Origin of the sequence: Paenibacillus rhizovicinus, assembly GCF_010365285.1 — a bacterium.
GTDB classification, from domain to species: Bacteria; Bacillota; Bacilli; order Paenibacillales; family Paenibacillaceae; genus Paenibacillus_Z; species Paenibacillus_Z rhizovicinus.
Genome location: NZ_CP048286.1, coordinates 6,280,594 through 6,292,664, shown reverse-complemented (window position 1 = coordinate 6,292,664; position 12,071 = coordinate 6,280,594). Strand labels below are relative to the sequence as shown.

General features: G+C 57.9%; 12 protein-coding genes, 1 tRNA gene and 2 pseudogenes. 2 read left to right on the top strand and 13 right to left on the bottom strand.

Annotation, left to right across the window (positions count from 1 at the left end):
• Positions 1 to 37: 37 nt before the first annotated feature.
• From GZH47_RS28100 to GZH47_RS28060, 10 genes and pseudogenes are all read right to left on the bottom strand, one after another.
• Positions 38 to 235: a hypothetical protein gene (locus tag GZH47_RS28100; protein WP_162644270.1), complete on the bottom strand. Its 198-nt coding sequence runs from the start codon at positions 233 to 235 to the stop codon at positions 38 to 40.
• A gap of 85 nt (positions 236 to 320) precedes the next feature.
• Positions 321 to 465: pseudogene (locus GZH47_RS34775) on the bottom strand (methyl-accepting chemotaxis protein); the annotation flags it as partial.
• A 55-nt stretch (positions 466 to 520) separates the two neighbouring features.
• Positions 521 to 703, bottom strand: a complete 183-nt coding sequence (locus tag GZH47_RS33905) for a hypothetical protein (RefSeq protein ID WP_192043670.1) — start codon at positions 701 to 703, stop codon at positions 521 to 523.
• 145 nt (positions 704 to 848) lie between these two features.
• A pseudogene (locus GZH47_RS34710) lies at positions 849 to 1,169 on the bottom strand (protoglobin domain-containing protein); the annotation flags it as partial.
• Between the two features lie 41 nt (positions 1,170 to 1,210).
• Positions 1,211 to 1,393 (bottom strand): hypothetical protein, encoded by a 183-nt coding sequence (locus tag GZH47_RS34705; RefSeq protein ID WP_162644268.1) that lies wholly within the window; start codon positions 1,391 to 1,393, stop codon positions 1,211 to 1,213.
• Between the two features lie 475 nt (positions 1,394 to 1,868).
• Positions 1,869 to 2,123 carry a hypothetical protein gene (locus tag GZH47_RS28080; protein WP_162644267.1) on the bottom strand — a complete coding sequence of 85 codons (255 nt, stop codon included), beginning with the start codon at positions 2,121 to 2,123 and terminating at the stop codon, positions 1,869 to 1,871.
• Between the two features lie 227 nt (positions 2,124 to 2,350).
• Positions 2,351 to 2,437, bottom strand: a tRNA-Leu gene (locus tag GZH47_RS28075).
• Positions 2,438 to 2,552: 115 nt separating this feature from the next.
• Positions 2,553 to 2,762: a hypothetical protein gene (locus GZH47_RS28070; protein WP_162644266.1), complete on the bottom strand. Its 210-nt coding sequence runs from the start codon at positions 2,760 to 2,762 to the stop codon at positions 2,553 to 2,555.
• Positions 2,763 to 2,848: 86 nt separating this feature from the next.
• A complete protein-coding gene (locus tag GZH47_RS28065) occupies positions 2,849 to 3,169 on the bottom strand; it encodes a hypothetical protein (protein ID WP_162644265.1) in 321 nt (106 codons plus the stop codon).
• Between the two features lie 78 nt (positions 3,170 to 3,247).
• A complete protein-coding gene (locus GZH47_RS28060; protein WP_162644264.1) occupies positions 3,248 to 3,820 on the bottom strand; it encodes a xanthine phosphoribosyltransferase in 573 nt (190 codons plus the stop codon).
• Positions 3,821 to 4,004: 184 nt separating this feature from the next.
• On the opposite strand from GZH47_RS28060, the gene GZH47_RS28055 reads away from it, so the two are divergent.
• The gene (locus GZH47_RS28055; protein WP_162644263.1) at positions 4,005 to 4,730 is read left to right on the top strand and encodes a hypothetical protein; all 726 of its coding nucleotides are present in this window, start codon (positions 4,005 to 4,007) and stop codon (positions 4,728 to 4,730) included.
• On the opposite strand, the gene GZH47_RS28050 is transcribed toward GZH47_RS28055, so the two are convergent.
• Positions 4,704 to 5,990: an ArsB/NhaD family transporter gene (locus GZH47_RS28050; RefSeq protein ID WP_162644262.1), complete on the bottom strand. Its 1,287-nt coding sequence runs from the start codon at positions 5,988 to 5,990 to the stop codon at positions 4,704 to 4,706. The two genes, GZH47_RS28055 and GZH47_RS28050, sit on opposite strands and share 27 nt — an antisense overlap.
• A 112-nt stretch (positions 5,991 to 6,102) precedes the next feature.
• Here GZH47_RS28050 and GZH47_RS28045 point away from each other — a divergent pair, with 112 nt between their 5' ends.
• Positions 6,103 to 7,143 carry a YkvI family membrane protein gene (locus GZH47_RS28045; protein WP_162644261.1) on the top strand — a complete coding sequence of 347 codons (1,041 nt, stop codon included), beginning with the start codon at positions 6,103 to 6,105 and terminating at the stop codon, positions 7,141 to 7,143.
• Between the two features lie 159 nt (positions 7,144 to 7,302).
• On the opposite strand, the gene GZH47_RS28040 is transcribed toward GZH47_RS28045, so the two are convergent.
• Together GZH47_RS28040 and GZH47_RS28035 are read right to left on the bottom strand one after the other, a co-directional pair.
• Entirely contained in the window at positions 7,303 to 10,728 is a 3,426-nt protein-coding gene (locus tag GZH47_RS28040) for an AAA family ATPase (protein ID WP_162644260.1), read from the bottom strand.
• Positions 10,725 to 12,071: a metallophosphoesterase family protein gene (locus GZH47_RS28035; RefSeq protein WP_162644259.1), complete on the bottom strand. Its 1,347-nt coding sequence runs from the start codon at positions 12,069 to 12,071 to the stop codon at positions 10,725 to 10,727. The genes GZH47_RS28040 and GZH47_RS28035 overlap by 4 nt, the downstream gene beginning before the upstream one ends.

Below are 12,071 nucleotides of genomic sequence, written 5' to 3'. Positions count from 1 at the left end.
TTGAGAGAGGAGGGCGGAGGGAGACAATGCCGGTTACTTACGCAAAACGCGCGGCTTGCTGGAGCTGATCGGCGGAGATGACAACTTTATCGGTCACCTCGCCAATCTCGTCAATCGAGACGATAAGCTGCCGCATTCCGGCTAATGAACCCTCCACGTCGCGCAGGCTGCTGTTCATCGAGTGTACGATTCGCTCGAACGCGGCTTCCGTTGCCTTCGCCTCGGATTTGCTCAACTCGATAATCCTGTTCGCCTGATGGATTTCGTCGGCAACCTTGGCGGCAAAATCGCTCGTTCCCCGATATATGCTTTGATCTGATCGACCGATTGTTTCGTTTGATCCGACAGCTTGCGCACTTCGTCGGAGACCACCGCGAAGCCTTTGCCGTACTCGCCCGCCCGGGCCGCTTCGATCGCCGAATTCAGCGCCAGCAAATTCGTCTGGCTAGCAATCTCCTGCACAATGTTGACGACGCGACCGATCTGAGTGACCGACGAAGTGAGTTGCACGACCAGCGCGTCAGCCGTCGCCGAGCGTTGATAGATTGCCGATATTCTCCTCCAACGCGGTCAATTGGTATTGCCCTTCTGCGGCGAGCGACTGCGTCTCGCGGGACGCCTCGGCGCTGCGTTCGACGGAACGGTTCACATCGTCCGCTGCCGCGATCGAATTTTGCACCGAAGCGCTCGTCTGCTCGGACATAGCCGCCATCTCTTCGCTGACCGTGGTTAATTTTCCGCTTTAATTCCTCTTGGACCTGTTCGTACTGCAGTTGCCGCTGCCGGACGTTTTCCTTCTCGTACGCCTCCAGCACGATTTGCTGCTCGAAATTGAGAATTTTCGTAATCGCCTTGCTGATGCGCAGGCTTTCCTCGCGGTCTTCGACGTTACGGTTTACGATGAGCATCAGCGTGTTCTGCAAGTTCTGGAACGCACCCATGTACCATTTCGGTTCGAGTCCGATCCGGCTATGCTCATCGGCGACGCGCATCCTCTTTTGCAGGTATTCCTCGTCAATTCGCCCGCTGGACATCTCGATCAGATGCGACTTCAGCGTTTGCCTCAGCCGTTCGACCGTACTGTTGCTTGTAATGATCGCTTGAAGCGATTCTATCCCTGTTATCGTTTGGTAAAAACCGTCCACGATTTCTTCGATATACTGGCGCACGAGCGGCTGAACAGACTGTATAAGCCGCACTTCGTCCAACGTCAGGATCGATCATCACATTGTTTCAGAATGACCGGGTCTTGGATGTCGATAGATGCCGGAACTGTCGACTGGTGCCCACTTCGCCAGCTTTCATCGATCTTGTGGTGTTTTTCCCCAGCGAAGCGCTGCAAAACGGGAATGAAAAACTTCCTTTTTATATTTGGTGGTTTGTTCTGGGTCATTCTCGGGTCACTCCCTCTCTCAAATCATGCATTTCTTCCGAAAATAGTGCTCATCCATTGCTCAATCAACTTCTAAAAATGAGCTTCTCATAACGATTTCTCCATAATCATGAATAATATATGATTAAAATGAGAGTGATCAATCGAGAGATTGTTAACACGGTGTGCAGTTCTATTAAACACTTGATGAACTTGGAAGGCCGACTCGGATACGATTCTTTCATCGTTCCATTCACACTTGTTTCCGAACCCCCTCTGGCCAATCGCTCTAAATCTTATGGATGCCATTCCGTTTGCGGATAACTACAGCTGACCCATTCCAACCATGACGAAATGCAAAAAAAGTCTTTCGCCTCCAACTAACAGAGACGAAAGACTTTGAGGACTTACGCAATACATGAATATCAGCGGTCTGCTATTTCGCGTAACGGGCATTTCCAAAGGCGAGTGAAGTTATAAATAATAACCTGTACGCTTAACCTTGTAAATCATTCGGAATTCCATCCGTCAGCTTTTGGACGTTGTGGAGTTCCATTTTAATAAGATCAATATCGTCTAGAATCTGGTCCGATAATTCGGTAATTTCATTATGTTGCTGATGCTGTACATGGAGATCATCCGTATTCACATTCGACTTTTCCGCATATAATTCTTCAAACTTCAGAATAAGCTGTTTACATTCAAAAATAATGTCATGTAGAGATTCTTTCGAGCCTTTTTGATTAGTCATAGCCATCTCCTGTTTCTCTAAGTTTAGGCGGTACGCCCCCAAAACGATATCTCCATTATCATGTACATTGTATTATTAATACGAATAGGTTCAACCTAGAGATTATTAACACGGTGTATAGTTTTATTTAAACCACTTGATGTAAGTGCATTTTCCGATTATTCTCAAATAAAAAAAGCTCCTGAACCGTCAAAAGGACCGATTCAAGAGCTGATTAATTATTAAGTTGGTGCGGTCGAGAGGACTCGAACCTCCACGGCTGTTACACCACTAGAACCTGAATCTAGCGCGTCTGCCAATTCCGCCACGACCGCATCTGGCAGATCGACTGCGACAGCGTCGCAATCACGTTTCTTATAATATCATCCGAGTTCATCGAAGTCAAGGAACGCGATAATGTTCTAATTTTCTAACAATATAACGGCTCTGTTATACTTCGCTGCGCGGTGCTGTTACAGGCTCATACACATAGCTGCGGCTTAACTTAACGACCTTGCGGTTCCGCTTGCGAATGACGACGCTCTCCGCATCCCAGGCAACGACAATGCCGAGCACATCATTGATTTCAATGTTGTCGCGAACGACCCGCACGGGCGTCCCTTCGATCCGATAGCGGTCCAATTGTTCTTCCGTGATCATACGCGTCCTCCGATGCTTCGCCGATGGTTAAAAGAACCTCAATGCCGCGGCAAGCGCAGGCACTGAGGTTCCCCTTCATTTCCGATTTAGCTGACATGTTCCTTGGAATCGTTCGTTTCGTACCATTCGTCCAGCACGCGGGATGACATGACCCGGCTCGTAACGTATTCCGCCTGTTTCTCCGTGAAGCTTTCTTTCCAGTCGATTTCAAGCTCTTCCGAGAGCTTCACGATCGTGAGCAGCTCCGACCATGCGACGTACCGTTTGTACCAGAAAAATTGGGGATGCTCGATCATATAAGGATACAAATCGTCGAACTCCGTATGCTTGCAGTCGAGCGCACGTTCAAAGTGGTTTTTCGCGTCCGACAACTTGGTTAATAAATACTCAGCTGATAGATTAGCCATGTTTTCTGCCTCCCCCATCTGTACTTATGAACATTATAAGTCAAAACGCGAATCTCGGAAAGATGTTGATTGTGGAACCTATTGTTCGAATCGGATTTTGCCGCCTTCGAGCGACGCGATCTTCGCAAGCGATTCGACCCGGATGCCCTGCTCGCGGATCGTCCGCGCGCCGGCTTGGAATGATTTCTCCACGACGATGCCGAGACCTGCAAGCTTCGCGCCGGAACGCTCGATGATCTTGATCAAGCCTCTGGCAGCGTCTCCGTTAGCAATAATATCGTCAATGAACAGCACCGTATCGTCCGGCGACAAGAATTGACGGGATACCATGATGTCCGTTACGATGCCCTTGGTAAACGACGGGACGCGTTCGGAGTATGAATCCGGATCGGCGATCAGCGTTTTCTTGCGGCGGGCGAATACGAGCGGCACGTTCAGCGCCATTGCGGCCGTGAAAGCGACCGGGATGCCGGAAGACTCGACGGTTATAACTTTCGTGATGGGCGTCTCGGCGTACAGGCGCGCGAATTCCTTGCCCATCTCCAGCGTTAACTGCGGATCGACCTGATGATTCAGCAGTGCGTCCAGCTTCAGGACGTCTTGATTAATTATCGAAGCTTCGCGCAGAATGCGTTCTTTTAACAGTTCCACTCGCGTTCCCTCCACCAAAATCTTTTCCGTTAAAGGTACCATATGGATAGGGATGCATGCAACTGAAGGCATGAATTGTATGCTCTCAACTGATTTATTTGCAACTTTCTTCCAAATCAAACGTCTACATAGTACAACGGCTTGAACGACTCTATCCCGCTTCATCTTAAGGAGGTATCGTGCCATGAAACCCAACTATACCAAGCACGCCGTCCATACGGCAGCCGTCGCCTTGTTAGTCCTCTCCGTAACGGGCTGCCAGCTGAGCGTTGCAGGCGTGTCCCATCCCGCGCAGGACGACGATGTCGTCGACGTGCAGCAAGCCTATTCGGGCCAAGAATCGGACAGCCCTCAGAAAACGTACAACACGAAGGACAAAGGCGACGTCATCGCCGTGAAAGACCCGCTCGAAGACGACGGCTCCGCGACCGATCCGGATGCGACGACGGAATCCTCTACGGGGAAGCCTGCTAAACCGACGCCGCCTGCGGCCAAAGCCGATAAAGCCTGGAATGCGCAAGCGCCTCGTTTGATCGGCGTCGCCATCGGCGAATCCAAATCGGAAGCCGCGGCGAAGCTTGGGAAGCCGCTGGACAGTTATCCCCTTGAGGATGGCGACGCCAAGCTGTCCGTCGATGAATATGCCGCATACACGGTCGGTTACGGAAGCGACAAGAACGTTGTGTTCGTGGAAGTCTTCGATAAAGCGGCCGTAACCGGCTTAAACGGCATTCGCGTCGGAGACAGCGGGAGGTCCGCCGTCAAAGCGATCGGCAAGCCCAGCTCGCAAACGGCCAGCGTGATTTCTTACGAGGCGGACGGAGCCCTGCTGAAGCTCGATCTCGACCCGCAGAACAGCCGGATCGTTTCCATTAAGCTGTTCTCAACCGATCGTCAGCCACAAAGCTAAGAGCGCGCAGAACAGAATCGGCAGCGTCAGCACGATGCCGTACTTCGCGTATTCCTTCCACGTCATGTCGATTCCGCCCTTCCGCAGCAGTTGAAGCCACAGCAAAGTCGCAAGCGAGCCGATCGGCGTCAGCTTGGCTCCTACCGAGGTGCCGAGCAAGCTGGCATAAGCCAGATAATGCGGACCGCCGGATTCCTGTATCGCCAACGAGGACACGAGAACGGCAGGCAAATTGTTGACGGCGGCGCTAAGCAGCGCGAACAAACCGCCGGAACCGAAGATGCCGATGAACGCGCCTTGTTCCGTCATGGGGGCAAGCGCGCGCGGAAACCAATCGACCGCGCCGTGCAGGTACAAGCTGTACACGATCAAATTCATCGACAGCGCGAATACGACGATGGACCAAGGCGTTCGCCGCACCGTCGTCCGAATATCCCCCAAGCCGACAGCCATATTGGACGCCCATTGCACGGCCGCTCCGCCGAGCGCGATGACGGCCACAGGAAGCCCTACTTTCCCCGACAACAGATAGCCGCCCATCATAAACGCGATAATGATCCAGGAGAGCTTAAACAACCGTATGTCGGATATGACCGAGACCGGTTCCTGAAATTCCTCCAGCCCATCGTTCGGCCGCTCCTCCGCCCGAATGCTTTTGCCGAAATAAACCGCCGTTACCACGATCGTCGCCAATATCGCGACAATGCCCGGAACCAGCATCGTACGTGCATATTCCCCGAATGTCAGGCCGAAGAAATTCGCCGTTAATATATTCGTCAAATTGCTCATCATAAGCGGCGCGCTCGCCGTATCCGCCATTAAACCGACGCCGAGCAGAAACGCAATTCGAGACTTGCGCGTCAAACGCAGCAAGGACGTTACTTCGAGCACGATCGGAATCATGATGAGAATCGTGCCGTCATTATTGAAGAAGACGGTCGTGCCGGCCGCGAGCGCGCATAATCCGACCAGCAGCCGGAGCTGCTGGCGATGGAAACGCCGTACGATATGCAGCGCCGCCCAGCGGAAGAAGCCGTTCGCGTCCAACAGAGATGTGAAAATCATAATGCCGATCAAGGAAAACGTGGCATCCCATACGAAATCCCAAATATAGGCCGCATCTCCAAGGCCGAGCATGCGCATCGCGAACAAAAACGCCGCACCGGCCAAGGCGGTCAATGCCTCATGAAGCCCTCTCGGCTTCCAAATAATCAGAACAAGGGCGGCGACGAACACGCTGACGGCCAAAATCATAGCCATTCGTTAAGATCAACTGCTTTCATGGTCAGAATAAGGATTAGTAGTCATGCCTGTCCCCGGTCGGACATACCTTTAGTATAGGTCGTCCACGAAAGGCAGGTCATGTTGAATCATGAAACGAATGAATAAAATATTGCAAATCGCATTTACGTATATGGGCACGGTTGTAGGCGCCGGCTTCGCCACGGGTCAGGAGATCCTGCAGTTCTTTACCCGTTTCGGCGTTATGGGCGCTCTGACCATCCTGCTCGCTACCGTCATGTTCGTATGGCTCGGCGCGAAAATGATGCTTATCTCGAACGACGTCCGCGCCAAATCATACGAAGATGTCAATAAGGTGCTGTTCGGCGATCGGTTCGGCAGGTGGATCAGCCATTTCATGCAGCTGGTCCTATTCGGCGTGTGCGCGGTCATGCTGGCGGGCGCAGGCGCGATTTTCTCCGAAAATTGGAATATCTCCTATCAATCCGGGCTGCTCATCACCATTGCCGGCTGCTTCCTTCTGCTGCGCAAAGGAATGAACGCCATCCTGACCGTCAACGCCATCGTCGTGCCGATCATGCTGCTGTTCACGGTGCTGATCATCATCGATACGGTTCAAACGCCGGGCTCGGGCCGCTGGCTGCTGCTGACGAGCGATTTTTCGCCCGTGGCGGTATGGGCCTCTCCGTTCCTGTATGCGGCGTTCAATTTGGCCATGGCGCAAGCCGTGCTCGTGCCGCTCGGCGCCGCGATGGAAGACCGCAAAACGATCGTGTACGGTTCCTGGGTCGGCGGCATCGGCATCGGATTCATGCTTCTGGCCGGTCATATTGCGTTATCCGTGTACATGCCGGGCATTCAGCAGTTCGCCATCCCGATGGGCGGCATCGCCCGCGAGCTTGGCCATGGCATCCAATGGATCTATATTTTCCTGATCTTCGCCGAAATCTTCACGACGCTGATCGCGGATATTTACGGGCTGACGCTGCAGCTGCAGGAACGCCTGAAGCTGTCCCGCACGATACTGACCACGTTGACGCTCGGCGCCTGTTACATCGCAAGCCAAATCGGATTCGGACCGCTGCTCTCGACGCTCTATCCGATCTTCGGATTGATCAGTTTGGGCTGGCTGGTTTTGCTGATTCGCCACCGGCCGCCGGTGCGGGATTGAACTTCGAAGCGGATCATAGACGCTGCGATAAGAAGATAAACGTACGAACGGATAGATGATAACGAGCATAGTTGATAACGAGCATATTTGATAACGACGCATAGTTGATAACGGATTAATGACAGACCGGACCCTAACCTCTGCTGGCATGTCCGCCTGCTAGCGGGCAAGCTCGATCAGCCGCGCGCCTTTCAGGCGATCCAGCAGCAAATCCTTCATATGGGCATGGCAGGTGAAGAAGACGATTTGCCGCTGTTCGGCCAGCTCTTCCAAGACGCCCGCGGCAGCTTGCAGCCGGCCGTAATCGAAATTGACGAAAGGATCGTCCAGCAGCAGCGGCAGCGCATGCACGGCCGCCGCTTCGCCGGCAAGCGCGAAGCGCATCGCGAGATAGAGCTGTTCCGCTGTTCCCCTGCTCAGAAATCCGCTTTCCACGATACGGCCGTCTTGCGTTTCGAGCGCGATCGTCCGCTCTCCTTCCGGCATGGAAATGCGCGTATACCGCCCTTCCGACAGCTTGCTCATCAGACGGGACGCTTCGCGCAGAACGCCTGGCTGGCGCTGCTCTTCCATGATGCGCTTCGTCCGTTTGATCATCGTCATGCTAAGCGACAGCACCGCATACCGGTCGATCAATCGTTCCAGCGCGGCACTCTGCTGCTCGCGTTCGCCGATGAGCCGCTGGCGGTCTCCGTCCTTCAGCAGCAGCTCCAGCTTCTGCTTCCGGCGGCCGATCAGCTCCAATAGCTCGCTGCGGAGCTTCTCCGCTTCCTTCCACGACGTTTGCACATCCGTTAACATCCCCCGGAGTCCCGCATCATCCATGCCGGCGTACCATTCCTCCAGCTGCGCCGAATCGCTGTCCGTCATGCCCGCGCCGAGCTGCGCGTTCAGCTTGTACATGTCGTGCTCGATGTCGAGCAGCCGTTCCGAACGCTGGAGCGCATTCAGCCACTCCGGCTCGTCCGAAGCCTTACCGGCCGCAAACCACCGGTCCCGCTGCTTCTCGAGCTCCTCCAGCTTTCTAAGCAGGCTTTCCTCGCGCATCGCTTGCTCCGCTTGCTTCAGCTTCAATTCTTCCCGTTCGGCTTGGATCGATGCTTGTTTGCCGGCATCCGCCTGGAGCAGGCGGAGCGCCGTGACGGCATCTCCGTGCGCCAGGTAAGCGGCGCCGGGGAACGCTTCGCAGAGCGCGCCGGCCGCTTGCTCGAAGGCCGCGATGCCGTCCCGCAGCCGCGCGGCCTTGCCTGCCGCGCGGTCCTGCGCCAGTACGCGAAGCTGCGCCTGCTCGGCGAGCTCTATGGTTTCCATCGCGGCCTCGGGCGACAAGGCCGGCGGCAGCTTCCGCGCCGTCAGCCACTCGCGCCAATCGGCCGCGGCGATGTCGTACGCTTGCGCCGCTGCGTCTGCCGCGGCGCGGGCGGATCGTTCCTGCGCGCGCAGCCTGGCGTACGCGCGCTTCTGCTCTGCGTGGCGCTCGGCGCTGCTGGCCTGCGCGCGGAGCCCGTCCTGCCGCGCGTCGATCGCGGCACGCAGACGTGCGAGCAGCTGCGCCGGGCTCGCCGGCGCAGTGCCGGGGCGCGAACGCGCCTGCTGTTCGCGCGCGGCCGCGGCTTCGCGCAGCGTCGCGGCCGCTGCCGCGCCGCCGGCGCGCTGGCGCGGCAGCAGCAGCGCCAGCGCGGCGCTGGGCGCGGCGACGAGCGCGCCCAGCGCCGCGAGCACGCGCTGCTCCGCGGCCGCCGCGTGCCCTGCGGCGGCCGAGGCGCCGGCTGCCGCAGGCGCCTCGGCGCGGCGCGCCGCACGGCCGCTGCGGCTCCCGCGGCCGGCAGCGCCGCCGGCGCCGCGCGGCGTACGCGCGCGCGCGAGCCGCAGCAGCGCCGGCACGGCGAGCGCGGCAGCGCCAACGCCGGCCGCGCTCGCCGCCGCGGCTAGGCCTGCGGCCGCAAGCGCCGCTGCGCCGGCGGCCAATACCACCGCCGCCGCGCCATAAATCGCGGCGCCTCCATAACCGCCTCGGCGTCCCGCCCCCGCTTCGGCCGCCGCCTCGGCCTCGTGCTGCTCGCGGAGCTGCGCAAGCTCCAGCTCCCGCCAGGCTTCCTCGAACTGGCGCGCGGCATAGCGAAGCGCATCCTCCGTCTGCGGCAGCAGACGGAAAATCTCCGCTGCCGCCTCGTCTTCGGCTTCAACGCCCGCCATGCCCATCGCCTTATCGACCTCAGCCTCGTCACCGGCGGCGCCGCTTAACCCTAGTGCCCCGGCAACCGTCCGACCCGAACCATACGAATCCGACGATTCCGTCTCCGCCAGCGAAGCAGCCGCTTCGCGTTCGCGACCGTGCGCGGCGCGATGCTCGGCTTCGGCTAGATGAAGCGCCTTCTCGGTGTCTTGAAGCGTCGTCCGGTGCACGCGTACCGCCTCCCGCTCCGCGACGCCTGCCAGAAACCCGCGCAGCGACGCTTCCGTCCACGATGGAGAGATGCGCAGCAGCAGCCGCTTCACGGCTTCTCGATGTTCGTCCGTCTCCGCGTCAAGCTCGGTCACGGATTGCTTGGCGGCCGTAATCTGCTCTACGGAGCGCATCAAAGTGTCGATGTCCACCCGGCGCGCCAGCAGCTCGGCGTCGCAAACCAGCTGCTCGATTCTGTTGTCCAGCCTATCCGACAGCTCGTTCGCCTCGTGAAGTTCTTCGCGTGCGCGGCGCAGTTCATTCGCCAACGTTTCCCAGCGGCTTCGGGCATCCGCGGCAAGCCTTGGCGCGTCTTTCAACGCCTCCAGCTCTTGCAGCAGCGTCAATCGCTGCATCCACGCCGGCCTAAGTTCCGCCGCCCTCTCGAGCAGCGCGCTCTGGCTTCGCAGCCGGGGCAGGCGCTCCTCGACTGCCGCAAGCTTCCCTTCCGTTTCTTCAATGTCCGTCGTCAGCGCGTTGAACGCCGAAATGCCGTCTTCCAGCCTCCGCAGCTGCTCTTCCGTTTCATCCAGCGCTTTCAATAATTTGCTCATCTGCTGATTGCTTCCGCGCGGCTTGAACAGCTCGTCGAGCTGCCCTTGCAGCAGCTTCTCCGTGCCTGCGATCGCGCTCCCGCCGTTCCAGCCGGCATGGTACAGCTGCTTGCCCAGCTCGTCGCCTTCCAGCATGCCGATCGCCTGCAGCTCCGTCAGCGTAATGGCAAACAGCTCGCGGAACACCCGCTCGCCGATCCCGCCGAGAAACAATCGCTCCCACTGCGGCTGCGTCAGCGTATCGCCCCGTTCGCCGCCTGCCGCATCACTGTCTGCTCCCTCGCCGGCCAGCCGCCGTACCGTGACCTTGCTAGACGAGCTGCCGTACCTTTCCATGACGTAAGAATGGCCCGCTTCATCAGCGAAGAACAGCCTCCCGCCATGACGCCCCCCGTTCACGGGTTCCAACCGCTCCGTTCGGCTTCCTTTATTCGCGAAACCGAACAGCATCGTGCGCAGGAAGCTCTGCATCGTGCTTTTGCCCGCTTCATTAGGCCCGTATGCGATCGTCACAGGCGCATCCAGGCTGCAGATAACGTCGCTCAGCTTGCCGAACCCTTCCACATGCAGCTTCTGCAACCTCATGACGCTTCCCCTCCTTGAATCGGCGCTTCGACCGTACTCGTATCAGGTTCGGCCGCGAGCAGGCCGGCCGATAGCTCTCTCGCCTTGACCAGCCAATCATCGGCACGCTGTTCCATGGCGGCACGAACGCGTTTTCGCAGCTTCGGCGAGCCCAGCAGGGGCAGCAGCGCTTCTTCCGTCAGCGACAAGAGCGACGCCGTATCGCCGCCGGCCGCGAAGCTTCCCCGGATCAGTTCGCCGACGAAGCTGTCCTCCTCCGACAGGGCGGCAACATCCAATTCCGAACCCGTAGAAGCAGCGATCTCGCTGATCCAGCACCAGCCGGCATCGAACCCGCTTCCGGCGGAAGACATCCAGCCGGGTTCGGCCAGGCGTTCCCTCAGTCCCGCCAACAGCTCCTGAAGCCGCTCCGAGTCTCCTAAACTCGCATGCAGCGGCCCTCTGCCGACAAGCGAAAATCGCACCATAAGCGAACGGCCGCCGCACTCGGAAGCCGCTCTCGCGGCGGCATCTTCCATCGCGTCCAGCAGTTCCTGCTCGGAAACGATCCCGTCGATCGCCGTCCGCACATGCAGCCAGCGCACCGTATCGAGCGGCACGAACCGCAGCACGGTTTCATGCGCAGCCGAAACATCGACGACGTAACAGCCTTTGGCCCCCGTCTCCTTGGCATGCCTGCCTTGCGTATTGCCCGCATAGACGACATGCGGATATTCATGCAGCACCGCCCGTTGATGAATGTGGCCAAGCGCCCAATATTGAAAGCCTGCGCCGACGAGCTCGTCCAGCCTGCACGGCGCGTACGGATCGTGACCGGCGTCGCCGTCGACGTTGCCGTGCAGCAGCGCGATGCCGTACGTACCGTCCTGCCGGGCAATATAGCCGGCTGCCAAATTCGCGGTCACGGACCTAGAGCCATAAGAAATGCCGGTTATGTATGCCGCTAATTCCCCTTGTTTCGTATAGGCCGGCATCTGTTCAGGACGTTCGGCACCGAAGAAATGGATAGAATCCGGCCAGCGCAGCGCGGCCTGCTGCCCGGACAGCGGATCATGATTTCCGTGAATGACAAAAAGCCGCACGCCATGAGCATGCAGCCTCTGCCATTCCTTTTGCAGCGCCAGCTGCGCGCGAAGCGAACGGTCCGCCGAATCGTAGAGATCTCCGGCAATGACGACAAAATCAACTTCTTCCCCGATCGCCGCGTCCACGAGCTTCCGCACGGCATCGAACGTCGAAGCCTGGAGCGCCTCCCGCACATGCGAGGGTACCTCCGTCAAGCCGCGGAACGGACTGTCCACATGAAGATCCGCGGCATGTATGAACCGAAATGAGACGCCCAT